The 24,672-nt window shown below is 70.5% G+C and carries 27 protein-coding genes; 10 read left to right on the plus strand and 17 right to left on the minus strand.

All coding sequences use genetic code 11. The features are described from left to right. Positions 1–83: 83 nt before the first annotated feature. The 3 genes from ACFW9O_RS18070 (at position 84) to ACFW9O_RS18080 (ending at position 2,534) form a co-directional block, all read left to right on the plus strand. Positions 84–1,319, plus strand: coding sequence for an MFS transporter (locus ACFW9O_RS18070; RefSeq protein WP_384610438.1), 1,236 nt, complete (start codon positions 84–86; stop codon positions 1,317–1,319). A gap of 71 nt (positions 1,320–1,390) precedes the next feature. Beyond that, positions 1,391–1,759: an SCO4225 family membrane protein gene (locus tag ACFW9O_RS18075; protein WP_384610440.1), complete on the plus strand. Its 369-nt coding sequence runs from the start codon at positions 1,391–1,393 to the stop codon at positions 1,757–1,759. A gap of 22 nt (positions 1,760–1,781) precedes the next feature. Next, the gene (locus ACFW9O_RS18080) at positions 1,782–2,534 is read left to right on the plus strand and encodes a maleylpyruvate isomerase family mycothiol-dependent enzyme (RefSeq protein WP_384610442.1); all 753 of its coding nucleotides are present in this window, start codon (positions 1,782–1,784) and stop codon (positions 2,532–2,534) included. Positions 2,535–2,567: 33 nt separating this feature from the next. Here the strand turns inward: ACFW9O_RS18080 and ACFW9O_RS18085 are convergent, their stop codons facing one another. Continuing rightward, positions 2,568–2,969: a MarR family winged helix-turn-helix transcriptional regulator gene (locus ACFW9O_RS18085; protein ID WP_384610443.1), complete on the minus strand. Its 402-nt coding sequence runs from the start codon at positions 2,967–2,969 to the stop codon at positions 2,568–2,570. 124 nt (positions 2,970–3,093) lie between these two features. Here ACFW9O_RS18085 and ACFW9O_RS18090 point away from each other — a divergent pair, with 124 nt between their 5' ends. Next, positions 3,094–3,390 carry a DUF6332 family protein gene (locus ACFW9O_RS18090; RefSeq protein ID WP_384610445.1) on the plus strand — a complete coding sequence of 99 codons (297 nt, stop codon included), beginning with the start codon at positions 3,094–3,096 and terminating at the stop codon, positions 3,388–3,390. On the opposite strand, the gene ACFW9O_RS18095 is transcribed toward ACFW9O_RS18090, so the two are convergent. From ACFW9O_RS18095 to ACFW9O_RS18105, 3 genes are all read right to left on the minus strand, one after another. Continuing rightward, positions 3,351–4,016, minus strand: coding sequence for a response regulator transcription factor (locus ACFW9O_RS18095; protein WP_351181442.1), 666 nt, complete (start codon positions 4,014–4,016; stop codon positions 3,351–3,353). The genes ACFW9O_RS18090 and ACFW9O_RS18095 overlap by 40 nt on opposite strands. Beyond that, positions 4,013–5,281, minus strand: coding sequence for a sensor histidine kinase (locus tag ACFW9O_RS18100; protein WP_384610447.1), 1,269 nt, complete (start codon positions 5,279–5,281; stop codon positions 4,013–4,015). Before ACFW9O_RS18100 ends, ACFW9O_RS18095 begins: the two co-directional genes overlap by 4 nt. Before the next feature lie 176 nt (positions 5,282–5,457). Further along, the gene (locus ACFW9O_RS18105; protein ID WP_384610449.1) at positions 5,458–6,195 is read right to left on the minus strand and encodes a TetR/AcrR family transcriptional regulator; all 738 of its coding nucleotides are present in this window, start codon (positions 6,193–6,195) and stop codon (positions 5,458–5,460) included. Between the two features lie 125 nt (positions 6,196–6,320). Between ACFW9O_RS18105 and ACFW9O_RS18110 the strand changes: the two genes are divergently transcribed. Further along, positions 6,321–6,770, plus strand: a complete 450-nt coding sequence (locus ACFW9O_RS18110) for a nitroreductase family deazaflavin-dependent oxidoreductase (RefSeq protein WP_351181433.1) — start codon at positions 6,321–6,323, stop codon at positions 6,768–6,770. Between the two features lie 137 nt (positions 6,771–6,907). Here ACFW9O_RS18110 and ACFW9O_RS18115 read toward each other — a convergent pair whose 3' ends face one another. Next, entirely contained in the window at positions 6,908–8,176 is a 1,269-nt protein-coding gene (locus ACFW9O_RS18115) for a geranylgeranyl reductase family protein (protein ID WP_351181430.1), read from the minus strand. Positions 8,177–8,371: 195 nt separating this feature from the next. On the opposite strand from ACFW9O_RS18115, the gene ACFW9O_RS18120 reads away from it, so the two are divergent. Beyond that, the gene (locus ACFW9O_RS18120) at positions 8,372–9,736 is read left to right on the plus strand and encodes a dipeptidase (RefSeq protein WP_384610452.1); all 1,365 of its coding nucleotides are present in this window, start codon (positions 8,372–8,374) and stop codon (positions 9,734–9,736) included. 88 nt (positions 9,737–9,824) lie between these two features. Here the strand turns inward: ACFW9O_RS18120 and ACFW9O_RS18125 are convergent, their stop codons facing one another. Beyond that, complete coding sequence (locus ACFW9O_RS18125; protein WP_384610454.1) at positions 9,825–10,865, minus strand: NUDIX domain-containing protein; 1,041 nt, start codon at positions 10,863–10,865, stop codon at positions 9,825–9,827. 206 nt (positions 10,866–11,071) lie between these two features. On the opposite strand from ACFW9O_RS18125, the gene ACFW9O_RS18130 reads away from it, so the two are divergent. Continuing rightward, the gene (locus ACFW9O_RS18130; RefSeq protein ID WP_351181931.1) at positions 11,072–11,248 is read left to right on the plus strand and encodes a hypothetical protein; all 177 of its coding nucleotides are present in this window, start codon (positions 11,072–11,074) and stop codon (positions 11,246–11,248) included. Positions 11,249–11,280: 32 nt separating this feature from the next. Here the strand turns inward: ACFW9O_RS18130 and ACFW9O_RS18135 are convergent, their stop codons facing one another. Beyond that, entirely contained in the window at positions 11,281–12,249 is a 969-nt protein-coding gene (locus tag ACFW9O_RS18135) for an ROK family protein (protein ID WP_384610456.1), read from the minus strand. 197 nt (positions 12,250–12,446) lie between these two features. Here ACFW9O_RS18135 and ACFW9O_RS18140 point away from each other — a divergent pair, with 197 nt between their 5' ends. Then, the gene (locus tag ACFW9O_RS18140; RefSeq protein ID WP_384610457.1) at positions 12,447–13,475 is read left to right on the plus strand and encodes a LacI family DNA-binding transcriptional regulator; all 1,029 of its coding nucleotides are present in this window, start codon (positions 12,447–12,449) and stop codon (positions 13,473–13,475) included. 22 nt (positions 13,476–13,497) lie between these two features. Here ACFW9O_RS18140 and ACFW9O_RS18145 read toward each other — a convergent pair whose 3' ends face one another. From ACFW9O_RS18145 to ACFW9O_RS18165, 5 genes are all read right to left on the minus strand, one after another. Beyond that, positions 13,498–14,796, minus strand: coding sequence for a DUF6986 family protein (locus tag ACFW9O_RS18145; protein WP_384610459.1), 1,299 nt, complete (start codon positions 14,794–14,796; stop codon positions 13,498–13,500). 172 nt (positions 14,797–14,968) lie between these two features. Continuing rightward, a complete protein-coding gene (locus ACFW9O_RS18150; RefSeq protein ID WP_384610461.1) occupies positions 14,969–15,931 on the minus strand; it encodes an electron transfer flavoprotein subunit alpha/FixB family protein in 963 nt (320 codons plus the stop codon). A 92-nt stretch (positions 15,932–16,023) separates the two neighbouring features. Beyond that, positions 16,024–16,809: an electron transfer flavoprotein subunit beta/FixA family protein gene (locus ACFW9O_RS18155; RefSeq protein WP_384610462.1), complete on the minus strand. Its 786-nt coding sequence runs from the start codon at positions 16,807–16,809 to the stop codon at positions 16,024–16,026. A gap of 201 nt (positions 16,810–17,010) precedes the next feature. Then, positions 17,011–17,517 (minus strand): flavin reductase family protein, encoded by a 507-nt coding sequence (locus tag ACFW9O_RS18160; RefSeq protein ID WP_351182311.1) that lies wholly within the window; start codon positions 17,515–17,517, stop codon positions 17,011–17,013. 193 nt (positions 17,518–17,710) lie between these two features. Then, positions 17,711–18,037 (minus strand): TlpA family protein disulfide reductase, encoded by a 327-nt coding sequence (locus ACFW9O_RS18165; protein ID WP_384610464.1) that lies wholly within the window; start codon positions 18,035–18,037, stop codon positions 17,711–17,713. A gap of 220 nt (positions 18,038–18,257) precedes the next feature. Here ACFW9O_RS18165 and ACFW9O_RS18170 point away from each other — a divergent pair, with 220 nt between their 5' ends. After that, complete coding sequence (locus ACFW9O_RS18170; protein WP_351182317.1) at positions 18,258–18,980, plus strand: lysophospholipid acyltransferase family protein; 723 nt, start codon at positions 18,258–18,260, stop codon at positions 18,978–18,980. Between the two features lie 22 nt (positions 18,981–19,002). Here ACFW9O_RS18170 and ACFW9O_RS18175 read toward each other — a convergent pair whose 3' ends face one another. From ACFW9O_RS18175 to ACFW9O_RS18190, 4 genes are all read right to left on the minus strand, one after another. After that, on the minus strand, positions 19,003–19,695 hold the full coding sequence (locus ACFW9O_RS18175) for a B3/4 domain-containing protein (protein WP_384610466.1): 693 nt from the start codon (positions 19,693–19,695) through the stop codon (positions 19,003–19,005). A gap of 169 nt (positions 19,696–19,864) precedes the next feature. Next, on the minus strand, positions 19,865–20,944 hold the full coding sequence (locus ACFW9O_RS18180) for a low specificity L-threonine aldolase (protein WP_351177224.1): 1,080 nt from the start codon (positions 20,942–20,944) through the stop codon (positions 19,865–19,867). Then, a complete protein-coding gene (locus ACFW9O_RS18185) occupies positions 20,923–21,690 on the minus strand; it encodes an SDR family NAD(P)-dependent oxidoreductase (RefSeq protein ID WP_384610467.1) in 768 nt (255 codons plus the stop codon). The genes ACFW9O_RS18180 and ACFW9O_RS18185 overlap by 22 nt, the downstream gene beginning before the upstream one ends. 26 nt (positions 21,691–21,716) lie before the next feature. Then, positions 21,717–23,114, minus strand: coding sequence for a DUF6421 family protein (locus ACFW9O_RS18190; protein ID WP_384610469.1), 1,398 nt, complete (start codon positions 23,112–23,114; stop codon positions 21,717–21,719). A 278-nt stretch (positions 23,115–23,392) separates the two neighbouring features. Here ACFW9O_RS18190 and ACFW9O_RS18195 point away from each other — a divergent pair, with 278 nt between their 5' ends. Beyond that, positions 23,393–24,043: a glycerophosphodiester phosphodiesterase gene (locus tag ACFW9O_RS18195; protein WP_384610822.1), complete on the plus strand. Its 651-nt coding sequence runs from the start codon at positions 23,393–23,395 to the stop codon at positions 24,041–24,043. 13 nt (positions 24,044–24,056) lie between these two features. Here ACFW9O_RS18195 and ACFW9O_RS18200 read toward each other — a convergent pair whose 3' ends face one another. Beyond that, a complete protein-coding gene (locus ACFW9O_RS18200) occupies positions 24,057–24,605 on the minus strand; it encodes a GNAT family N-acetyltransferase (RefSeq protein ID WP_351177233.1) in 549 nt (182 codons plus the stop codon). Between the last annotated feature and the right edge of the window lie 67 nt (positions 24,606–24,672).

Raw genomic sequence — 24,672 nt, forward strand, 5'->3', positions numbered from 1 at the left:
CCCGTACGCCCCACATCGTTCACCGGACCGTCACGGGCTTCGCCATGTTGCGTACGGCGTCCGCGCGGCCCTATGCTGAGTTTGTGCCGCAACTAAACAAACTGCGGACGGCCCTACCGGGGGGAATTGGCGGAGACACCGCCCCACCCCCGTCGGCCCGCCTCCGTACCGCGCTGACCGTGTTCTTCGCCCTCGACGGGTTCCTCTTCGCCGGCTGGGTGGTCCGTATCCCGGCCATCAAGCACCAGACCGGAGCCTCCCCCTCCACTCTCGGACTCGCCCTGCTGGGAGTCTCCGCGGGTGCGGTGATCACCATGATGCTCACCGGCAGGCTCTGCCGGCGCTACGGAAGCCATGCCGTCACCGTGGTCTGCGGTGTGCTGCTCTCCCTGAGCATCGCCCTTCCCGCGCAGACGCATTCGGTCCTCGCTCTGGGGCTGGTCCTGCTGCTGTTCGGAGCCGCTTACGGCGGCATGAACGTGGCGGCGAACAGCGCGGCCGTCGATCTGGTCACCGCCATGCGCCGCCCGGTGATGCCGAGTTTCCACGCCGCTTTCAGCCTCGGCGGCATGGCCGGCGCCGGGCTCGGAGGGCTGGTCGCGGGTGACCTGTCGCCCTCGACGCACCTGTTCGCCCTCACCGGGATCGGGCTGCTCGTCACAGCCGTCACCGGCCCGGTACTGCTGCGCCACCGCCCGGCAACCGCCGTCACCGCCCCGAAGGGGACCTCCGGCACACGGGAGCGCCCGCGGCGTATGGACGGCCGGGCCCGCCGGATCGTCATCCTCTTCGGCGTCATCGCGCTCTGCACGGCGTACGGCGAGGGCGCGCTGGCCGAGTGGGGCGCGCTGCACCTCACACAGGACCTGCACGCGAACCCGGGGCCCGCGGCCGCCGGTTACTCCCTGTTCGCCCTGACCATGGCCATCGGCCGGCTCACCGGCACCACGCTCCTCGAACGGTTCGGGCAGACCCGCACCCTGGTGGTCGGCGGGACGACGGCCGCGGCGGGGATGCTGCTCGGGGCCCTCGCCCCCACACTCTGGCTCGCCCTGCTCGGATTCGCCGTGACCGGCCTCGGCCTGGCCAACATCTTCCCCGTCGCGGTCGGCCGGGCGGGCGCGCTGGCCGGTCCCAGCGGAGTGGCTGCCGCCTCGACGCTCGGCTACGGCGGGATGCTGCTGGGACCGCCGGTGATCGGCTTCCTGGCCGACTGGTTCTCCCTGCCCGTGGCGCTCACGACGGTGACGGTGCTCGCCGCGACCGCGGCGCTGCTGGGCTTCGGCGCACGCCGCGCAAACGCACACATGAGCGATTGAGTAGGCGTACTCAGGCGTTGACGGCTTCCCCGGCGGAGGATGGAGACATCAACCGACCACGGGGAGCGGACATGAGCCACCAGCTGATGACCAAGCGGCAGCTACGCACACTGGCACGACTGACCTTCGGCAACACGACGTCACGGATCTACCTGGGTCTCGTCCTCGCGGCCACGGTCTTCGTGGCGGTGGACACACTGTTCGTGACCCACGAGGATGCTTCGTTCGCCGGGGTCTGGTTGTTCTTCCTCGCGGCGCCGACGGTCTTCGCCTTCCTCGTCGGCGGCTCCATGGCCGGCACCGACACGGGCGGTCCGGCCTGGTTCGTCTACCTTGCCCTGATCGTGTCCGTCCTCGTGCAGGCCTGCGCCCTCGGCTGGTTCGCACGACTGGTCCGCCGTGGCGGCCGGAGCCGCTCCGTCCACCCCCAGGGCGCCTGACCCACCTGGCACAATCTCGGCCGTGGAGATAACCGAGCACATCGCGTCCCTCGCCGATGATGGCCGTCTGCTGGCCAAGGCCGCCGGCGAGGCGGGCCCGGAGGCACCGGTACCGACCTGCCCCGGCTGGCAGGTGCGCGACCTGCTGAGACACACCGGCATGGTGCACCGCTGGGCGACGGCGTTCGTGACCGAGGGCCACCGGACGTACGTCCCGGACGGCGGCGAGCCCGATCTGGACGGCGACGAGTTGCTCGCCTGGTTCACGGACGGGCACGCTCTGCTGGTGGAAGCACTGAGAACCGCGCCCGACGACCTCGACTGCTGGGCCTTCCTGCCCGCACCGTCCCCGCTGGCGTTCTGGGCGCGCAGGCAGGCGCACGAGACCAGGATCCACCGGGTGGACGCCGAGTCGGCGCGGGGCGGGGCACTGACACCGGTGTCGGCGCCCTACGCCGTCGACGGCATCGACGAACTGCTGACCGGTTTCCACGCCCGCCCCAAGAGCCGGGTGCGTACCGGCACACCCCGCACCATGCGGCTGCGTGCGCTGGACGCGGACGCGGTGTGGACCGTACGGCTGTCCGCCGAACCGCCGCAGACGGTCCGGGGCGCCGCCGCGGAGGCGGAGCAGGCCGACTGCGAGGTGAGGGGAACCGCCTCGGAACTCTGTCTGGCCCTGTGGAACCGGCTGCCGCTCCCGTCCCTCGTGGCGAGCGGGGACAAAGAGGTCGCCGCGCTGTGGACCGGGAACTCCGGAGTCAACTGGTCGTGAGCGCTCCGGCCGCCCCGGACCGGACGGTCCCGCTCAGCCCCGGTGCTCGCCCAGCATCCGGGCGAGCACCGCGCGCTGCAGCGGCCTGACCTGCGTGTGGAGGGTCCGGCCCTTCTCCGTCAGCTCGACCCGTACACCGCGACGGTCCTCGCTGCACATCCCACGGCAGACCAGCCCGTCCTTCTCCAGCCGGGCGACCAGCCGGGACAGCGCACTCTGGCTGAGATGGACCCGGGAGGCGAGTTCCTGTACGCGGTAGGCGGCTCCGCCGTCGTCGGCCGCGCTCTCCGCGAGGACGTCCAGCACCTCGAAGTCGCTGGCTCCCAGGCCGTACTGGTGAAGGACGCGATCGAGCTCGGAGAGGGTCCTGGCGTGCAGCGCGAGAAGAGCCCGCCACTCGTCGACGAGCACTCGGTCGGACGTGTTCGCTGCCATGTCCGCACGCTAGCAGAGCACTGGGTGGTCGCTGCATCGGAATTATATGCACGCGCATGGAATTCTGGGAGCGGTGGCCGCAGGGCTCCTTGCCGCCGGCCACCGCTCCTGTGACACTTCGGACATGGGGCGACGCACTCAGGCGGACCGGGACGCGATGACGGTCGAGATCGGCTACGCGCTGGTGAGCGGAGCCCTGGTGGCCGCGGCCACGTTCGCCGGGATCTTCCTCCCTGCCCTGTTCCTCGATCTGACGTCCACGGGTGAGCGCGTCCTGTTCCGCATCGGCGCCGCGCTCGGCTCCCTTGCCTTCGTCGTCCGCGTGGTGCACGTGCTGTGGCGCTTTCCGCGGGCGCCGCACGAGCAGCGCGTGTCGTCCTCTCAGCCGAGCCAACCGGGCCGTACGAGCCCCGACTCGTAGGCGAGCACGACGAGCTGGGCCCGGTCACGGGCGCCCAGCTTCACCATCGCGCGGCTCACATGCGTCTTGGCGGTCAGCGGACTGACGACGAGCCTGCGGGCGATCTCCTCGTTGGAGAGCCCTATTCCGACGAGGGCCATCACCTCCCGTTCCCGCTCGGTCAGTTCGTCCAGGGCCGTCGCTGCCGCGGGCTCCTTGGAGCGGGCCGCGAATTCGGCGATCAGACGGCGCGTCACTCCGGGCGAGAGGAGGGCGTCGCCGCCCACCACAGCCCGTACCGCGCGCAGCAGTTCCTCGGGTTCGGTGTCCTTGACCAGAAAGCCGGAGGCCCCGGAACGGATTGCCTCGAACACGTACTCGTCCAGCTCGAAGGTGGTGAGCATGACCACCTTCACCTCGTGCAGCGCGGGGTCGCCGGTGATGGCGCGCGTCGCCGCGAGGCCGTCCAGATGCGGCATGCGGATGTCCATGAGCACCGTGTCGGGCCGTAGTTCGCGTACGAGGCGCACCGCTTCCGCGCCGTCGGCCGCCTCTCCCGCCACCTCGATGTCGGGCTGGGCGTCCAACAGGGCCCGGAAGCCTGCCCGGACGAGCAGTTGGTCGTCGGCCAGCAGTACGCGGATCACGATGCCTCCTCCGTGGGTCGGGCCGGATCCCGTGAGTCCGACGGCAGCGGGAACTGGGCCCGCACACGGAAGCCCCCGTCGGGCCGTGGCCCCGCGACGATCGTGCCACCGAGCGCGGCGGCACGCTCCCGCATGCCGACAAGACCGTTGCCGCTGCCTCCTGCGTCGCCGCCGGTCGCGGGTCCCTCGTCGTCGATACGGAGCCGGATGCCCTCGTTCCCGTACGCGATCCTGACCTCGGCACTGCGCGATCCGGAGTGCCGCACCACGTTCGTGAGCGCCTCCTGCACGATGCGGAAGGCCGCGAGATCGGTGCCGGGCGGCACCTGGCCCGGCGCCCCGTCCGTCTCGACCGTGACGGTGAGGCCCGCAGCGGCTGCCTGGTCGACGAGTTCGGGGAGCCGGTCCAGACCCGGGGCAGGGGCGCGGGGGGCGTCGCCCGGGGCGCGGAGGTTGTCGAGTACCTGACGGACCTCGCCCAGCGCCTCCTTGCTCGCGGACTTGATGGTGGTGAGAGCGGTGCGGGCCTGTTCCGGATCCGAGTCGAGCAGCGCGAGTCCGACACCGGCCTGGACGTTGATGACGGAAATGCTGTGGGCGAGGACGTCGTGGAGTTCGCGGGCCATGCGCAGCCTCTCCTCGTCGGCCCGCCGCTTCTCGGCCGCCTCGCGCTCCGCCCTGGCCGCGGCCCACTGCTCACGGCGTACCCGCAGCAGCTCCGCGGCAGCGACGATCGCCACCACCCAGGCGGCGACGAGCGCCTCCTGCCCCCAGGGGGCGGAGTCGTCCCCGTCCGGCGGCAGCCACCGGTACAGCCAGTGCGACATCAGCACATGGCCCGCCCACAACGTGCCGAGCGACCACCAGGCGGCCTTGCGGTGCCCCGAGACGATCGCGCTGAAGCAGCCCACGGCGACGGCGAGGAACACCGGGCCGTAGGGATACCCCAGCCCGAGGTAGACGAGTGTCGCCGCCGACGTCCCGGCGACGGCCACCACCGGGTGCCGGTGCCGCACGAGCAGTACGGCGACGGCCGCCAGCAGCAGCAGCCGCGCGAGGAGGTCGACCGGTTGACGGTCCTGGCCCTGCGCCGCGAAGTTGGTGCCCGCCATCACGAACACACCGAGCGCCACGGTCGACGGCCACGGCAGCCGGGCGGCGTACCGTGCCCGCACTACGGAAAGCCACCGCGGCGGCCCCTCGCCCCAGGGGCCGCCCGGTCCCCTGCGGGGGGCCGCGCTTCTGTGCGCTCGCTGCTCGTCCATACCGGCAACGCTAGACGGACGGCCCCCTGCCGGGCGTCAGCCGGGCGTGGCGATCACGCCTACTCCCTGTGGAGTACCTCGTCCGGGCGGGCCGGGTGCTTTGCGGGGCCCTTCGCGGGGCCCTTTGCGGGGTCCTTTGCGTGGTCCGCCCTCCAGGCCCTGCAGCGGCGTACCGGTCAGGACGCCGCTCCGCCCGCCCGGTCGGTGGCGGTGGCCCGGCCGTCCAGGAGGCCCACCGAGCGGGCGAGGTCGTGGGCGCCGCGGCGGAACAGCAGGTCCCGCGCCTCGACGACCCGGTTGAACTGGCCGAAGACCTCGAAGGAGATCAGGCCGAAGAGCTGAGCCCACGCCGGGACGAGCGCGGCGACGACGCCGGGCGGGAGGTCGGGGGCGAGGTCGGCAGCCATGCGTTCGGCCTCGGGGCGCAGCTCGCCGGCCAGCGGAGGAACGGCCAGACCATCACTGAGGAAGGCTTCACGGACGAGCCCGATGAGGACGAGGCCCACGCGCGACGCGGGGCCGATCGTGTCCTGCGGGGCGGTGTAGCCGGGGACGGGCGATCCGTAGATCAGTGCGTACTCGTGAGGATGGGCAAGAGCCCACTCCCGTACGGCGCAGGCGACGGTGGTCCAGCGGGCGGTGTGCGGTCCGGTGGAGCCGCCGGGCGTCGCGCGAGCCGCCTCGGCGGTCTCGCCGACCGCGCCGTACGCGTCGACGATGAGCGCGGTGAGGAGATCGTCGCGGCTGGGGAAGTAGCGGTAGAGCGCGGAGGAGACCATGCCCAGTTCGCGTGCGACGGAGCGGAGGGAGAGCTTCGCCGCGCCGTCTGCGGCAAGCTGTCTCCTCGCCTCGTCCTTGATGGCTGCGGTGACCTCGATGCGAGCTCGTTCCCTGGCTCCTCGGATGGTGCTCATGGCCTCATTCTGACACGGAACGGAGCACTGACCAATAACGAGAGCAGTGCTCTTGCTTTTGAGCACTAATTGCGTGCACACTGATCTCAAGAGAGAGCAGTGCTCACGCTTGCGAAGGGGATCTCATGTCCGCACACGTTCAGAAGCCCGGCTGGTTCACGGTGAACGTCCTCAACCGGACGGTCGCATGGATCACCCGGCGCGGCATCAGCGTCTGGGGATCCCGTGTCCTGGCGGTCCGTGGCCGCAAGAGCGGCGAGTGGCGCCGTACCCCGGTCAACCTCCTGACCGTGGACGGGCAGCAGTACCTGGTCGCACCCCGTGGCCACGTCCAGTGGACGCACAACATGCGTGCGGCGGGCGGCGGCGAGCTCCACCTCGGGAAGAAGAGCACGGCGTTCACCGCCACCGAGGTTCCCGACGACGAGAAGCCCGACCTGCTGCGCGCCTACCTCAAGCGCTGGAAGGCGGAGGTCGGCGTGTTCTTCAACGGCGTCGGCCCGGACTCGTCCGCCGAGGAGCTGCGCCGTATCGCCCCCGACCACCCGGTCTTCCGGATCACGGTCGAGGGCTGAGGCGACGAGGGCGGAGACGCCTCAGGGCCGGGCGTGGGCGGCAGACCCGGCTGAGGCACCCTCAGCGAGCCGAGGGCGCCGCACCCCTGCGACGGGAAGCACCTCAGGGAGCCGAGGCCCTCCGTGAACGGGAGACCTCAGCGAACCGCGGAATCCTCGGAGACCGACGCCGCCTGTTCCCGGAGCTCCCTGCGGTCCATCGCCGACAGCGCCCGCTGTGCCATCGGGTGCGAACGCACCAGCTCGGCCAGCGACGTCGTCCCCCGGGCGACCCCGGCGAACGCGGTCCAGGCCGGGCGGAATCCCGTCAGCACCGCGTGGAGGACTCCCGGGCGCCGCTCGAACAGCTTGAGCATGCGCCGGCCGACGCCCATCTCGACGCCCAGACCCGCCTTGATCGCGAACGCGTAGTTGAGGGCCTGGCGCCTGGCGTCGACCGCGTCGTGCGCCTCTGCGATCCGGACCGCCCACTCACCGGCGAGCCGTCCGGACCGAAGGGCGAACGAGATACCTTCCCTGGTCCACGGTTCGAGCAGGCCGGCCGCGTCGCCGCAGACCACCACCCTGCCGCGGGAGAGAGGCGAATCGTCGCTGCGGCAGCGGGTCAGGTGACCGGAGGAGATCTTCGGCTCGAACCCGGCGAGCCCCAGCCGCCCGATGAAGTCCTCCAGATACCGCTTGGTCCCCGCTCCGTCGCCGCGCGCCGAGATCACCCCGACCGTCAGCGTGTCGCCCTTCGGGAAGACCCAGCCGTAACTTCCCGGCATCGGGCCCCAGTCGATGAGCACCCGCCCGGCCCAGTCCTCCGCGACCGTCTCCGGGACCGGGATCTCCGCCTCGAGGCCGAGGTCCACCTGGTCGAGCTTCACCCCGACGTGCGCTCCTATGCGGCCCGCGCTGCCGTCCGCACCGACGACCGCCCGCGCGAGAACCGTCTCCCCGTCGGACAGCACCACGGCCACCGTGCGCCGGTCGGGCACCGCGGGGCCGTGCTGCTCCACCCGCGTCACCGCCGTACCGGTACGCAGCTCGGCGCCCGCCTTCTGCGCCTCCTCGACCAGACCGGCGTCGAACTCCGGACGGTTGATCAGCCCGAAGAGCATGCGCTTGGACCTGCGGGTGCGCGACAGCTTCCCGTTGAGCGAGAAGGTCACCGCGTACACACGGTCCCTCAGGGGCAGTTCGAACCCCGGAGGGAGGGCATCCCGGGAGAATCCGATGATCCCGCCGCCGCACGTCTTGTAGCGGGGAATCTCCGCCTTCTCCAGCAACAGCACCCGACGGCCTGCGACGGCTGCCGCATACGCCGCGGAAGCTCCGGCCGGACCCGCACCGACCACGACGACGTCCCATACCGACGACGACTCTTCCGGCTCACGTCCGGCCTCTGCGTTCTCGCTGCTCACGATGTGCTTCTGCTCCCGATCCCGACCAGTGGCCCCAGCTGCTCACGGCATCCTACGGCGCGTTGCGGCCGAGCCCCGCTGTGGGAGGATCAGCCATGATTTCGTCGTACACGCAACGTCGCACCCACGGCGTCGCCCACCGTGGCGCACACACCGCGTCACAGACCTAACGTCGCACCCACCAGGAGCGTGCCCATGACCGCCCGTCCGATTTCCGAGACCGTTGCCGCACTGATGCCCCGCGCCAAGGCGGAGCTGACCGAGCTGGTGGCTTTCCGGTCGGTGGCGGACCCCGCGCAGTTCCCGAAGAGTGAGTGCGACGCCGCGGCCGACTGGGTCGCCGACGCGCTGCGGGCAGAGGACTTCCAGGACGTCGCCCTGCTCGACACCCCGGACGGAACCCGCTCCGTGTACGGCTTCCTGCCCGGACCGGCCGGCGCGCCGACCGTGCTGCTCTACGCGCACTACGACGTCCAGCCGCCCCTGGACGAGTCCGCCTGGATCTCCCCTCCGTTCGAGCTGACCGAACGTGACGGCCGCTGGTTCGGCCGGGGCGCCGCGGACTGCAAGGGCGGCTTCATCATGCATCTGCTAGCGCTGCGCGCCCTCAAGGCGAACGGGGGCGTGCCGGTCTCCGTCAAGGTGATCGCGGAGGGCTCGGAGGAGCAGGGGACGGGAGGCCTCGAACAGTACGCCGAGGCACACCCGGAACTGCTCGCCGCCGACACGATCGTCATCGGTGACACCGGGAACTTCCGGGTCGGTCTGCCCACCGTCACCTCGACGCTGCGGGGTATGACCATGCTGCGGGTGCAGGTGGACACCCTCGAAGGGAACCTGCACTCCGGGCAGTTCGGCGGCGCGGCCCCGGACGCGCTGGCCGCGCTGATCCAGCTGCTGGCCTCGCTGCGCGCCGAGGACGGCACCACGACGGTCGACGGGCTGACGTCGGACGCCGAATGGGACGGACTGCAGTACCCGGAGGGTGAGTTCCGCAAGGACGCCAAGGTGCTCGACGGCGTGGAACTGATCGGTACCGGTTCGGTCGCCGACCGGATCTGGGCCCGGCCCGCGGTGACCGTCATCGGCATCGACTGCCCGCCGGTGGTGGGTGCCACACCGTCGCTGCAGGCGAGCGCGCGGGCTCAGGTCAGCCTGCGGGTGCCCCCGGGCCAGGACGCGGCGGAGGCGACGAAGCTGCTGACCGCCCATCTCGAGTCGCACGCACCGTGGGGCGCGCGGGTCTCTGTCGAACTGGTCGGCCAGGGACAGGCGTTCCGCGCCGACATCACCAGCCCGGCGTACACCTCCATGGCGCAGGCCATGCGGGCCGCCTACCCCGGCGAGGAGATGCAGTCGTCCGGCATGGGCGGCTCGATCCCGCTCTGCAACACCCTGGCGGGGCTGTACCCCGAGGCGGAGATCCTGCTGATCGGGCTGAGCGAACCCGAGGCCCAGATCCACGCGGTGAACGAGAGCGTGTCCCCTCAGGAGCTCGAGCGCCTCTCCGTCGCCGAGGCGCTGTTCCTGCGCAACTACGCGGAGTCGAAGAAGGCCTGAGGGAACGCGCCTTCGCGCACCCGTCGCCCGGAGCGGATGTCCGGGCGACGGCCTCCCGAGCGGTGACGCTGCCGGTGGGCCGAGAGGCCTATCGGCCCACCGGCACACCGGCCTCCAGGTTGAGCACGGTCGACCGTTCGCGGGCCCTCAGCGCCCAGCGCAGCCGCTCGAAGCGGGTGGGCGGGAGCATGACGGCCGCTTCCTCCTCGGTGACGAAGCGCCAGCCGCGCAGTTCCGAACCGGGCAGCAGGAGCTGCGCGGCGTCCTCGCCGCTCAGACGCCCGCCGTCGAACAGGAAGCGCAGCCCTCCGTATCCGGGGGGTCTGGGCGCCTCCCAGTCGACCACCAGGAGCTTGGGTACGGTGCCGAGGCGGAGCCCGAGCTCCTCGGCGACTTCCCGTATCCCGGCCTCCGCCGGGGCCTCACCCGGCTCCACCACCCCGCCGGGGAACTCCCAGCCCGGCTTGTAGGTCGGGTCGACGAGCAGGAACCGGTCCTGTTCGTCGAAGAGCAGGACCCCGGAGGCGACGGTTTCCGCACGCGGTTCGGGGGTTTGCACGATCTCGCACTCACGGGCGTCCCCGGTGCGTACGGCCTCGGCTATGCGCTCGGCCGTCTCGTACGGGGTGAGGGCGCTGGTGTCGATCGTGTGGGCGTCCGAGGTGATCCACTCGAGCGCCGCCCGGTAGGGCTCGATGTGCTCGTAGGCCCACTGCCGGATCCGCTCGCTGTGCTCGGGGTCGTCCGCGAACTCCTCCCGGCCGGCGATCCGTCTCCGCAGGATCGTTTCCTCAGGTGAGAGCAGTACATGACGCACCGGGATGCGCCGGGCGGCGAGTCCACCGAAGATCTCGTCGCGGTACTCCTGTCTCAGCAGTGTCATGGGCACCACGAGCACCCCGGAGAGCTCGGCGAGCAGAGCGGCGGCCGTGTCGACCACCAGACGGCGCCATATCGCCAGGTCCTGGAAATCGGTCACTTCTGCGAGCTTCTTCTGGGGCAGCAGGTGGCGCAGTCCCCCGCCGATCAGTTCGGGGTCGTAGAAGGTGCTGTTCGGGATCAGATCGATCAGTTCGCACGCGGCGCTCGTTTTGCCCGCACTGAACGCACCGTTGATCCAGACGATCACGGGTCCCCCTCTTCCGTAGCCCCCTGTGGCTTGCCCGCAACACCCCGCTGCGGAAACCCGCCCGGGCGACGCTGTTGCACGGAGACGGCAACCGGCGCCTGTCGGAGGGCGTCCCACTGTACGAGCCCGGCCGCCGGCGCGACCGTAACGGCGGACCGCCGGACGTCGTTGGAGCGGTCAGCACGGCAACGACGAGGGGGTGCGCGGTGCGTCGTACGGTACTTGAGCGGTTTCCCGCGGGGGGACCACGGGGCAGCTGGCCCGCCGAGGAGTTCGCGGCCGCCCGACGCTGTGAGGGCATGGCCGCCGAGGTCGTGATGGACCTGGAGCAGGACACGTTCCTGGTGGTCGTTCCGCAGCAGGCGACGGACCGGGGCTGTTGAGCCCGGCGCGGGGCGCCCGGTCCGGCGGGCCGCTACTGGGCGACGACGACCCGTACCCCGTTCGCTCCTCCGGGACGGACCGCGGACGCGGCGGCTGCCGCGCCCACCAGCCCTGCGTCGGTGCCCATCACCGCGGGGGCGACCGTCAACTGCCGGACGAAGGACAGGGTGGCGTAGTCGCGCAGGTACCGGCGCAGCGGCGCGAAGAGCACCTCACCCGCGCCCGCCACTCCCCCGCCGATCACCGCGATGTCGATCTCGGCCAGCGTGGCGGTGGCGGCGATTCCGGCGGCCAGCGCCTGGGCGGCCCGCTCGAACGAGGCGACGGCGACCGGGTCGCCGGCCCGCGCGGCGGCGGCCACCGCGGCTGCCGTGGCATCGCCGTCCGGGCCGGGGAGCCAGCCGTTCTCCAGGGCGCGGCGCGCGATGTTCGGTCCGCTGGCGAGGCGTTCGACGCAGCCGCGCGCACCGCACGGGCAGAGGTCGCCGTCCAGGTCGACGCTGATGTGACCGATGTGTCCGGCGTTGCCCGAGGGGCCCGGGTGCAGTTTTCCGCCCAGCACGAGGCCGCCACCGACGCCTGTGGAGACGACCATGCAGAGCGCGTTGTCGTAGCCGCGGGCCGCCCCCAGCCAGTGCTCGGCCGCTGTCATCGCGACACCGTCGCCGACCAGCGCGACGGAAAGGCCGCCCGTTTCCGCACTGACCCGCTCCACCAGCGGGAAACCCCGCCATGCCGGCACGTTGACGGGGCTGACCGTGCCGGCCGAGGCGTCGACGGGCCCTGCGCTGCCGATTCCGGCCACCCTCACCCTGTTCCACAGCGTGGAGGCCCTGAGCTCGGACAGGACCTCGCTCACGGCGCCCATGACCGTCTCGGCGTCCTCACGTGCGGGTGTAGGCCGCTGCGCCCGCAGGAGAAGGGTTCCGCCGCCGTCCACCAACGCGCCGGCGATCTTGGTGCCGCCGATGTCGAGCGCTGCGACGAGGTCGGTATGCATCGGTGTGGTCTCTCCGGATGGGTGAGGAGCGGGGAAAGGTGCGGACCTGCGACTTCCGTACGTGGTCTGCATAGTCTCCATACTGTTGACAACGTTGTCCAGGGCCTATGCTCGACGCCACAGGCTCCGAGCCCTTCCCAGCACCGCCCGTGGGGCGCCGCCGGAACCTCCCGCACCCGACGACAGGACAGCGCACCGTGGCCGAGACCACCCGTCATTCCGAGTCCCGCTACGGCAATCGGCCCACGATGAAGGATGTGGCGGCCCGTGCCGGAGTGGGCCTCAAGACGGTATCCCGGGTGGTGAACAGCGAACCCGGCGTCACCCCCGACACGGAGCGCCGCGTCCAGGAGGCGATCGAGGCCCTCGGTTTCCGCCGCAACGACAGCGCGCGTGTGCTGCGCAAGGGCCGCACTGCCTCCATCGGCCTCGTCCTGGAGGATCTCGCCGACCCGTTCTACGGCCCCCTGAGCCGCGCGGTGGAGGAAGTGGCGCGCGCCCACGGCGCGCTGCTGATCAACGGCTCCAGCGCCGAGGACCCGGAGCGCGAGCAGGAGCTGGTGCTCGCGCTCTGCGCCCGTCGCGTCGACGGCCTCATCGTGATTCCGGCCGGTGACGACCACCGCTACCTGGAGCCCGAGATACAGGCGGGTATCGCCACCGTGTTCGTGGACCGCCCGGCGGGCCGGGTCGATGCCGACATGGTCCTTTCGGACAGCTTCGGCGGCGCACGCGAAGGCGTCGGCCACCTCCTCGCGCACGGCCATCGCAGGATCGGCTTCATCGGGGACCAGCCGCGCATCCACACCGCGACGGAGCGGCTGCGCGGTTACCACGCGGCCATGACCGACGCCGGAATCACGGTCGAGGACTCCTGGGTCTCCCTCGGATCCACCGATCCGGAGCGGGTCGCGGCAGCCGCCCGGACCATGCTCTCGGGCCCCGAACCGGTCACCGCCCTCTTCGCGGGCAACAACCGCGTGACGGTCACCGCCGTTCGTGTCCTCGCGGAGTACGAACGGCGGATCGCCCTGGTCGGCTTCGACGACATCGAGCTCGCCGACCTGCTCGGCATCACGGTGATCTCCCAGGACGCCGCGGCGGTGGGCCGGACCGCCGCGGAACACCTCTTCCGCCGCCTCGACGGAGCCGACCACCCCCCGGTGCGGGTGGAGCTCCCGACGAGGCTCATCCCCCGCGGCTCGGGCGAACTGCCGCCCGCCTGAAGCGTGCGTACGGCGCCCTCGGCTAGGGCGTCGTGACCGTCAGCCCGCCGCGCCGGGGAGAGGCGAAGGCGTCCAGGTCCGCGCGGGTGAGGCCGGTGAGCCGGGCCACCTCCGCGGTGTCCAGGGCGCCGCAGTCGATACCGCGCAGCAGATAGCCGCTGAGCGCCTTCGCGGTGGCCGGCTCGTCCATGACGTCGCCGCCCGCCTTGGCGACATACGCGGCGAGGCGGGACGCGGCCTGCGCGAGACCCTCCCGGTAGAAGGCGTACACGGCCGCGTAGCGGGTCGGCAGGTGTCCCGGGTGCATGTCCCAGCCCTGGTAGTAGGCGCGGGCCAGAGCGCGCCGGGTGAGGCCGTAGTGGAGGCGCCAGGCCTCGTGGACCTGGTGGGCGGGGCCGACGGGGAGCACATTGGTGGACCCGTCGCACACGCGCACGCCGGTGCCCGCGGCGGCCACCTGCATGACGGCCTTGGCGTGATCGGCGGCCGGGTGGTCGCTCGCCTGGTAGGCGGGGCTGACACCGACGCAGGCGCTGTAGTCGAAGGTGCCGTAGTGCAGTCCCGTCGCACGGCCCCGCGCGGCGTCGATCATGCGGGCCACGGCCGCGGTGCCGTCCGCGGCGAGGATGGACTGGCTCGTCTCGATCTGGATCTCGAAACCGAGACGGCCCGCGGGCAGCCCGTGAGCCTGCTCGAAGGCTTCGAGCAGGCTCACGAAGGCGGTGACCTGTTCGGGGTACGTCACCTTGGGCAGCGTCAGTACGAGCCCGTCGGGGAGGCCGCCTGCCCGCATCAGACCGGTGAGGAAGATATCCGTGGTGCGGATGCCGCGGTCGCGCACCCCGGCTTCCATGCACTTCATGCGGATGCCCATGTACGGGGCCGCGGTCCCGTTCCCGTACGCCTCGGACACCAGCCGGGCCACGCGGGCGGCGGCCTCGTCCTCCTCCGCGTCCGGGCGGGGCCCGTAGCCGTCCTCGAAGTCGATGCGCAGGTCCTCCACGGGCTCGCGCTCCAGCTTGGCGCGTACGCGGTCGTGGACGGGCTCCGCGAGCTCCTGCGGGATGCCCAGGACCCCAGCGAGTGCGGCGGCGTCGGGGGCGTGTTCGTCGAGGGCCTTCAGCGCCTGGTCGCCCCAGGACCGGATGGTGCCGACGGTGAAGGTGTCGGCGGGGACGTACACGGTGTGGACCGGCTGGCGCGTGCCCGGGTCTCCCGGGTAGCGGCGGGCGAGTTCGGCGTCCACCGCCGCGAGGGAGGCGCTGATCTCCTCACCCACCGTGTCGGCGAGGCTCGTTGCCACCTTCTCCTGCTGGCCCATGACCGTACCCTCCACACTCTCGCAATTTCCGCTTCCCGGAAATACTCATCCGCATAGTGAAGTTATAAGTCCGTCCGCCCTTGCGTCAATGGTGATCGGAAACGGTCCGGGGCCGCGCGGTGAAGAACACCGCGCGGCCCCGGACCGTCGCACAGGTACTGCTTGTGGCGGCTCAGCCCTTGCGGGTCTTGACCTCGTCGGTGAGCTGGGGGACGACGTTGAAGAGGTCGCCGACGACGCCGTAGTCGACGAGGTCGAAGATCGGGGCTTCGGAGTCCTTGTTGATCGCGACGATCGTCTTGGAGGTCTGCATGCCGGCCCGGTGCTGGATCGCGCCGGAGATGCCGGAGGCGATGTAGAGCTGCGGGGAGACGGACTTGCCGGTCTGGCCGACCTGGTTGGTGTGCGGGTACCAGCCGGCGTCGACCGCGGCACGGGACGCGCCGACGGCCGCGCCGAGGGAGTCGGCGAGTGCCTCGATGACCGCGAAGTTCTCGGCGCCGTTGACGCCGCGGCCGCCGGAGACGACGATCGCGGCCTCGGTCAGCTCGGGGCGGCCGGTCGACTCACGCGGGGTGCGCGAGAGGACCTTGGTGCCGGTGGCGGTCGCGGAGAAGGACACACTCAGGGCCTCGACGGTGCCCGCACCGGCGGCCGGCTCGACGGGGGCCGAGTTCGGCTTGACCGTGATGACCGGGGTGCCCTTGGAGACACGGGACTTGGTGGTGTACGAGGCGGCGAACGCGGACTGGGTGGCGACCGGGCCCTGGTCGCCGGCTTCCAGGTCGACGGCGTCGGTGATGATGCCGGAACCGATACGGACCGCGAGACGGGCCGCGATCTCCTTGGTCTCCGCGGAGGAGGGCAGCAGCACCGCGGCCGGCGACACCGCGTCGTAGGCGGCCTGCAGCGCGTCGACCTTCGGGACGACGAGGTAGTCGGCGAACTCCGGGGCGTCCGCGGTCAGGACCTTGACCGCACCGTGCTCGGCGAGCACACCGGCGGTGTCCGCCGCACCGTTGCCCAGCACGACGGCGACCGGCTCGCCGATGCGGCGGGCGAGCGTCAGCAGCTCCAGCGTGGGCTTGCGGACGGCACCGTCCACGTGGTCGACATAGACGAGAACTTCAGCCATGGGACTTCAATCTCCTGCGTGCGAAAGAGGCGGGGGCGGTGAACAGAGAACAGCCGGGGCCCGGAATCAGCTCCTGGCCCGCAAGGGGGCGGCTAGATGAACTTCTGGCCCGCAAGGAACTCGGCCAGCTGCTTGCCGCCCTCGCCCTCGTCCTTGACGATCGTGCCCGCGGTGCGGGCCGGACGCTCCGCCGCGGAATCCACCGCGCTCCAGGAACCCCCCAGACCGACCTCGTCCGCCTCGATGTCCAGATCCCCGAGATCCAGGGACTGAACCGGCTTCTTCTTCGCCGCCATGATGCCCTTGAACGACGGGTAACGCGCCTCACCCGACTGGTCGGTCACCGACACCACCGCCGGCAGGGAAGCCTGAAGCTGCTCGGACGCGCTGTCGCCGTCACGGCGGCCCTTGACGGTGCCGTCCTCGACGGAAACCTCGGAGAGCAGCGTGACCTGCGGGACGGAGAGCCGCTCCGCGAGCAGCGCCGGCAGCACACCCATCGTGCCGTCCGTCGACGCCATACCGCAGATGACCAGGTCGTAACCGGTCTTCTCGATCGCCTTGGCCAGCACCAGCGAGGTACCGATGACGTCCGTGCCGTGCAGGTCGTCGTCCTCGACGTGGACAGCCTTGTCGGCACCCATCGACAGCGCCTTGCGCAACGCGTCCTTGGCATCCTCGGGACCCACCGTCAGCACGGTGATCTCCGCGTCGTCCGCCTCGTCGGCGATCTGCAGCGCCTGCTCGACCGCGTACTCGTCCAGCTCCGACAGCAGACCGTCGACGTCGTCACGGTCCAGGGTCAGGTCATCGGCGAAGTGCCGGTCGCCGGTGGCGTCGGGCACGTACTTCACACAGACAACGATCCTCAAGCTCACGCCGGCTCTCCTACTGCATCGTCTTTTCTGGGCTGCCTTGTTGCACGCAGCATAGGCGCCTTATGGGGCGGTTTCCGGTCGGGGCGACCGATGCTCCGGTGGAAATATTACTCGTCAGTACACTCATTGATCTGCCCATAAGCAAGCGCTTGGAACTGTGACGTTGCCAACGCGGTCCGCCCATGTGCCGCATGCGGGTTCTCAGTCTCGCAGAGCGGTGAATCGGCCCTGGTGGTAGACGAGCGGGCGGCCACCTCCGGAGGGATCCCCGACCACCGCCTGAGCGATCACAATGCGATGATCCCCGGCCGGAATCCGGGCCACCACTCGGCACACGAGCCAGGCGACCACACCGTCGAGCAGGGGCACGCCTTCCGGCCCACTGCGCCAGCCGGTGGACGGGCCGAACCGGTCTGCGCCGCTGCGCGCGAACGTGGCGGCCAGTTCCCGCTGTTCCTCGCCGAGTATGTGTACGCCGATGTGCTCGGCCTCGGCCACCACGGGCCAACTGGAGGACGAGGTACCCACACCGAAGGAGATGAGGGGCGGCTCGGCGGCGACGGAGTTGAGCGAGGTGGCCGTGAAGCCGACCGGGCGCTCGCCGGCCGCGGTGATCACGGCGACACCGGCGGCGTGCTGTCGGAAGACCGAACGGAGAAGTTCGGGTGAGGCCGTCCGGGGGGCGGCGAGATCGGGCGAGGCCGTCATGGGAGTCCTTCTGCGAGGGGATGTACGGGGCCGTGGGTTCTCAGGCACCCGGACAGCGCGCACTGGCATGGCGTACGAGGTCGATGTGGACCCGGCCGTAGAGAAGGAGTGCTGGCGGCATGACGTCAGACTTTCGATACGTGGTGTGTGCAGTCAAGCGCGTCCCGCCATGTGGGAGATGCATCACGGTCCGTCACAACGCCTGCCCCAGCGCCGCGACGACATCGGCCGTCCTCGGCTGCCCCGCGGCCCGCCGGACGACCCTGCCCGCCGCGTCGAGCACCAGGACGGTGGGCGTGCGACCGATACCGAGTCTGCGTACGAGGGTGAGATGCGCCTCGGCGTCGATCTCGATGTGCGCCACGCCGTCGACCATCCCCGCCACCTCGGTCAGCGTGCGCCGAGTGGCCCGGCAGGGCTGACAGAACGCGCTGGAGAACTGCACCAGAGTCGCCCGATCCCCCAGTTCCGCGCCGAGTTGGGCAGCGTCCAGGGTCTCGGCAGCCGTCTGCCCGTCCATCCGCGTCCTCCTTCTCAGAGCTCTGCGCAAAGGGTCAGCATCGTATGGCCCCATTACATTCCCGGAGGTTTCACGTGACGAGAATCTCGCGCGCCGGGCCCTTTGGGGCTGGCCACGGCGTCGCACATGGGGCACGATCGCCACAATGCCGATTACCTACGGCTGCGTAACTTCCGCCGGGAGAACCCACCCCAGGCACTGAAGAAGGGTCTTCATCCAGATGGCAGAACTCGTCTATCGGCCGGTCGTCGGCGCCGCTCGTACGCTGTTCAAGGCGCTCGACCTGAAGATCGACACACAGGGTTCGGAGCACATCCCGAAGACCGGTGGCGCCGTACTGGTCAGCAACCACATCAGCTATCTGGACTTCATCTTCACCGGACTCGGCGCCCTCCCGCAGAAGCGGCTCGTCCGCTTCATGGCGAAGGAATCGGTCTTCCGGCACAAGGTCTCCGGCCCGCTGATGCGGGGCATGAAGCACATCCCTGTCGACCGCAAACAGGGCGAGGACGCCTACGCGCACGCGCTCGCCTCGCTGCGGTCCGGCGAGATCGTCGGTGTGTTCCCCGAGGCGACGATCTCCCAGTCCTTCACCTTGAAGAGCTTCAAGTCGGGTGCCGCGCGGCTGGCCCAGGAGGCCGGCGTGCCGCTGATCCCGATGGCGCTGTGGGGCACGCAGCGGCTGTGGACCAAGGGCCGCCCGCGCAACTTCCGGCGCAGCCACATCCCGGTCACCATCCGGGTGGGCGAGCCCGTGGAGGCGCCCACCGACCAGTACGCGGGCGCGATCACCCGCCGGCTGCGGGAGCGCGTGCAGGAGCTCCTGGAAGCGGCGCAGCGCGCCTATCCGGTGCGCCCCAAGGACGCGAGCGACACCTGGTGGGTCCCGGCGCACCTCGGCGGTACGGCTCCGACGCCCGCCGAGGTCCGCGAGCTCGGCTGACCGGCCGTTCGGCAGCGGATCGTCACGCCGGTTCGTGGAGGGTGATCCGTACCCCGGGGCTCAGTTTCTCGAGGGACTCGGCGAGTTCGGTGGCTGCGGCCCCGAGCTCGCCGGGTGTCACGGGGGCGAGACCCTCCAGCAGGAAGAGGGCGTTCACCGATTCCTCGGTGAGACGCGTGCGCACGCCCTGACGCCAGTTCCAGCGGCGGCAGGTGACTGCCTCGTCGTCGCGCCAGACGACCTCGCCGGGCTCGGGGTGTTCCACGGCGCCCTCGCCGCCGGCGACGGTGGGGAAGGGCTCCAGCCCCGTGGCGCGCACGAGCCGCATGGCACCGCCGATGCGGTCCAGGTCCTCGCCGCCGACAGGGATCAGGTGGGCGACGCTGATGGCGTTGTAGAGGTCGACCAGCAGATTGATCCGGGGCAGTCCGGCCTCGGTGAGCGCGCGCCTGGCCAGCGCCTCGGCGGAGTTGCGGGTGCGTGAGGGCTTGGCGCCGAAGGATGTGTAGGTCTCGCGCCAGGCGGCGATGTGCGGGTCCTCGTGCGGCGCCCGGCCGCCGAGCCGTTCGACCAGCCTGCGGGTCGCATCGTCCAGCAGCGCCGAACTGTCCTCGTTGCTGGGCCCGTTGACCAGACCGTGCGCCTCGACGGCGACATGGGTGAAGTCCGGGGCCAGGCTGCGCACTTCGTCGGTAACCGTGATCGTCAGTGCCATCGTCCGCCTCGCTCCGACGCGTTGCGGGCACAGGTCCGGGCGTTCCGGAACCACCGCACGCGGTACGGCACAGCGTACTGGACGGTTCACTCCACTGAACTTGGGCGTGCGCCCGCCGGGCACAGCGATGCGGCCGACCGGGTGTTCCGGTCGGCCGCATCCCCTGCGACTACTTCGACATCTCGTCCTTGAGCGCGAGCACGAACGCGTCGACGTCCTCTTCCCTGGTGTCGAAGGCACACATCCAGCGGACGTCTCCGGCCTTCTCGTCCCAGAAGTAGAAGCGGAAGCGCTTCTGCAGCCGTTCGCTCACGTCGTGCGGCAGGCGGGCGAAGACGGCGTTGGCCTGGACGGGATAGAGGATCTCCACGCCGTCCACCGAGCGGACCCCCTCGGCGAGGCGCTGCGCCATGGCGTTGGAGTGCCGGGCGTTGCGCAGCCAGAGGTCACGCGCGAGCAGCGCCTCGAGCTGGACGGAGACGAAGCGCATCTTGGAGGCCAGCTGCATCGACAGCTTGCGCAGGTGCTTCATCGCACGGACGGAGTCCGGGTCCAGGACGATGACCGCCTCGCCGAAGAGAGCGCCGTTCTTCGTGCCCCCGAAGGAGAGGACGTCGACACCGACCGTGTTGGTGAACGTGCGCATCGGCACGTCCAGCGACGCGGCGGCGTTGGCTATCCGGGCTCCGTCGAGGTGGACCTTCATGCCCCGCTCGTGGGCGTGATCGCAGATCGCCCGGATCTCGGCCGGCGTGTAGACCGTACCGAGCTCGGTGTTCTGGGTGATCGACACGACCTGCGGCATCGCCCGGTGCTCGTCGTCCCAGCCGTAGGCCTGGCGGTCGATGAGCTCCGGTGTCAGCTTGCCGTCCGGGGTCGGGACGGTGAGCAGCTTCAGTCCGCCCATCCGCTCCGGCGCTCCGCCCTCGTCCACATTGATGTGGGCGGACTCGGCGCAGATCACCGCGCCCCAGCGGTCGGTCATGGCCTGCAGCGCGACGACGTTGGCCCCGGTGCCGTTGAACACCGGGAAGGCCTCGGCGGTCGGGCCGAAGTGGCTGTGAATGACCCGCTGGAGGTGCCCGGTGTAGTCGTCCTCGCCGTAGGCGACCTGATGGCCGCCGTTGGCGAGGGCCAGGGCGGCGAGAATCTCCGGGTGCGCGCCCGCGTAGTTGTCACTGGCGAAACCGCGTATCTGCGGATCGTGGTGACGTCGCGCATCGGTCCTTACGGTTGCGGGGTCAGCCACAGACGCTTTCCGTTCACTTCTCCGGCGGGCATGTCCCAGACGCCGGCGATGGCCTCGGCCAGCTCCTTGACATCGGTGAAGCCCGCAAACTTCGCATTCGGGCGCTCGGCGCGCATCGCGTCGTGCACCAGTGCCTTGACGATCAGGATCGCAGCAGCCGAGGTCGGACCGTCGTCGCCCCCCGCTTTGCGGAAGGCGTCGCCCAGAGCGAGCGTCCAGGCCTCTGCCGCGGCCTTGGCCGCGGAGTAGGCCGCGTTGCCCTCCGTGGGCTTGCTGGCTCCTGCCGCGCTCACCAGGACATAGCGGCCGCGGTCACTGCGCTGCAGGACGTCCTGGAACGCGAGGGAGGTCGACTGGACCGTACGGATCAGCAGCTTCTCGAGGAAGTCCCAGTCGGCGAGCGACGTCTCGGCGAAGGTCGCGCTGCCGCGCCAGCCCCCGACGAGGTGGACGAGGCCGTCGATCCGGCCGAACTCCTTCTCCGTCTTGTCCACCCACTCACGCGCGGCACCCACGTCGAGCAGGTCCACGATGTCTCCCGTGACGGTCGCTCCACCGTGCGCGTAGCGCGCGGCGTCGACCGCCTCGGCGAGCCGCTCCGGATGGGCGTCGGACGCCACCACGGTCGCACCCGCCTCGGCGAGCCTCAGCAGAGTGGCCCGGCCGGCGGGCCCCGCCGCTCCGGCCACCGCGATCACCGCACCCTCGAGCACACCGCTGCCCTCGTTCTTGTCTGTTCCGTTCATGGCCACCGACTCCTCAGAACGCGCGTTCACGCAGCTGCCCGCTCGGCATCCGTCGCCGTGATCCCCTTGGTGGAGGCGATCACGTGCTTCAGCTTCTTGGAAAGCGCCTCATAGAACATGCTCAGGGGAAACTCGTCCGGAAGCACGTCGTCGACGAGCTTGCGCGGCGGCTGGGTCAGGTCCAGGGCGTCCGGACCCTTGGCCCAGCGGGAGCCGGGGTGCGGGGCGAGATAGGTGGCGACCAGGTCGTACGCGGCGAACCAGTGCACCAGCTTGGGGCGGTCGATGCCGTCGCGGTAGAGCTTCTCGATCTCACCGCAGAGCTGGTTGGTGACCTGGGGGGCGCGGGCCCAGTCGATCTTCAGGGTGTTGTCGGTCCAGCGGACCACGTCGTGCTTGTGGAGGTACGCGAAGAGGAGCTGGCCGCCGAGGCCGTCGTAGTTGCGCACGCGCTCGCCCGTGACGGGGAAGCGGAACATCCGGTCGAACAGCACCGCGAACTGCACGTCGCGGCCCTGGCCGAAGCCGTCGCCCTCCAGGTTCACGGCCTCCCTGAAGGCGGTGAGGTCGCAGCGCAGCTCCTCGAGCCCGTACATCCAGAACGGCTGGCGCTGCTTGATCATGAAGGGGTCGAACGGCAGGTCGCCGTGGCTGTGGGTGCGGTCGTGGACCATGTCCCAGAGTACGAATGCCTGCTCGCAGCGCTTCTGGTCGCCGATCATCTCGCGGATGTCGTCGGGCAGCTCGACACCCAGGAGCTCGACGGAGGCCTCGGTGACGCGGCGGAAGCGGGCCGCCTCACGGTCGCAGAAGATGCCTCCCCAGCTGAAACGCTCGGGCGCCTCGCGCACGGCGATGGTCTCGGGGAAGAGCACGGCGGAGTTGGTGTCGTAACCCGAGGTGAAGTCCTCGAAGGTGATGCCGCAGAACAGCGGGTTGTCGTAGCGGGTGGCCTCGAGGTCGGCGAGCCACTCGGGCCAGACCATGCGCAGCACGACCGCTTCGAGGTTGCGGTCCGGGTTGCCGTTCTGGGTGTACATCGCGAAGACGACGAGGTGCTGGAGTCCGTCGGCGCGGTTCTTGGCGGGCTGGAAGGCGAGGAGCGAGTCGAGGAAGTCCGGAACGCCGAAGCCGTCGGCTGCCCAGCGGCGCAGGTCCTGGACGAGGGCGCGGTGGTACGCGGCGTCGTACGGGAGCAGGGGGGAGAGCTCCTCGACCGCGGTGATCACGCGCTCGAGCGTGGCGGTGGCCGTCTCCGGGGAGGGGGCTCCCGCGGCCGTGAAGTCGATGGAGCCGTCCTTCGACTGCCAGGGACGGATCTCTTCCACGGCACTCTTGAGCACGGGCCAGGCCGGGTGCTCGACAACCCGCGGGGCAGCAGCTATCGCGCCGGTGGCGGCGGTGTGCTCAAGAATTTCCGTCATAACACTTCCTTCACAGAAGAACCTCGCGTGGAGCAACGGTAACCACGCACGGCCACTTCGAACAAGTCGGATCCAGAAAATTATCCTGCGATCCTCCATCATCACCGTTATTTTTCCTGTCACACATCCGCTGGACAACTTCTTCCGCCGGACAGGCAGGACATTCGCCTTCCTGCGCGCGAGACCTGGTTCCCTGGGGTATGACCAGCACGCGGGGGCCGACGACGGACGGAAGCGGGATTGCCTTGACTTTTCTCACCATCGGTCACCGCGGAGTCATGGGTGTCGAGCCGGAGAACACGCTGCGCTCCTTCGCGCACGCGGAGCAGGCCGGCATGGACGCCATCGAACTGGATCTCCATCTGAGCAAGGACGGCGCACTCGCCGTCATGCACGACGCCGCGGTGGACCGCACGACGGACGGCAGGGGGCTGATCGCCGAGAAGACGCTGGCAGAGCTCCGCGAGCTCGATGCCGGACAGGGTGAGCGGGTACCCGTCTTCGAGGAGGTGCTCGACGCGGTCGGCTCACCCCTGCAGGCGGAGATCAAGGACGTGGCCGCGGCGCGGGCGCTCGCCGAGGTGATGCTTCGGCGCGATCTCGCCGGCCGGGTCGAGGTGTCGTCGTTCCACGACGAGGCGGTCGCCGAGATCGCGCAGCTGGTACCAGGGGTGCGGACGGTACTCATCGCGAGCCACTGGGGCGGGGACGTGGTCGAACGCGCCCGGGCGGTGGGAGCTTCCACGCTTGCCCTGAACATCCGCCGCACCACGCTGGAGGTCGTCGAGCAGGCGCACACGGAGGGTCTGAAGGTGATCGGCTGGGTGGTGAACACCCAGGACCATCTGCGGCTGGTGCGCGGCCTGGGCCTGGACGGAGCGACCACCGACTATCCGGAGATCCGCCGGGCGGGCCGCTTCACCGCCTGAGCGCCGGACGGGTCTACAGCTCCTTGACGAGCAGCTCGAACGCGAGGTCGTCGCGCTGCGGGATGCCGAAGCGCTCGTCGCCGTACGGGAAGGGCGTCAGCTCTCCCGTACGGCGGTAGCCCCGGCGCTCGTACCAGGCAATCAGCTCCTCGCGGACCGAGATCACCGTCATGTGCATCTCGGTCACGCCCCAGCTCTCGCGGACCATGCGCTCCGCCTCGGCGATGATGACCTTGCCGAGTCCGGCGCCCTGGAGCCCGGGCCTCACGGCGAACATGCCGAAGTAGGCGGCCTTGCCCCGGTGCTCGAGCTGACAGCAGGCGACGGGGTCGCCGTCCCGCTCGGCCACCAGGAGCCGCCCCGAGGCCGCCGTGACCACCTCGCGCACCCCGTCCGCATCGGTCCGCTGCCCCTGGAGGATGTCCGCCTCCGTGGTCCATCCGGTCCGGCTCGAGTCGCCGCGGTAGGCGGACTGGATGAGCTGCACGAGGACCGGCACATCGTCCTCGGTCGCGTCGCGGAAGGTCAGCTGGGCCCGGTCAGGGGACGGTGCGATGTCCATGGTGGCGTTCTCCGTTTGTCTGCTGCCGACGGTGCCGTCCGAGACTAACCCGGCCACCGGCCGCCCC

This window comes from Streptomyces sp. NPDC059499 (genome assembly GCF_042749285.1).
GTDB lineage: Bacteria > Actinomycetota > Actinomycetes > Streptomycetales > Streptomycetaceae > Streptomyces.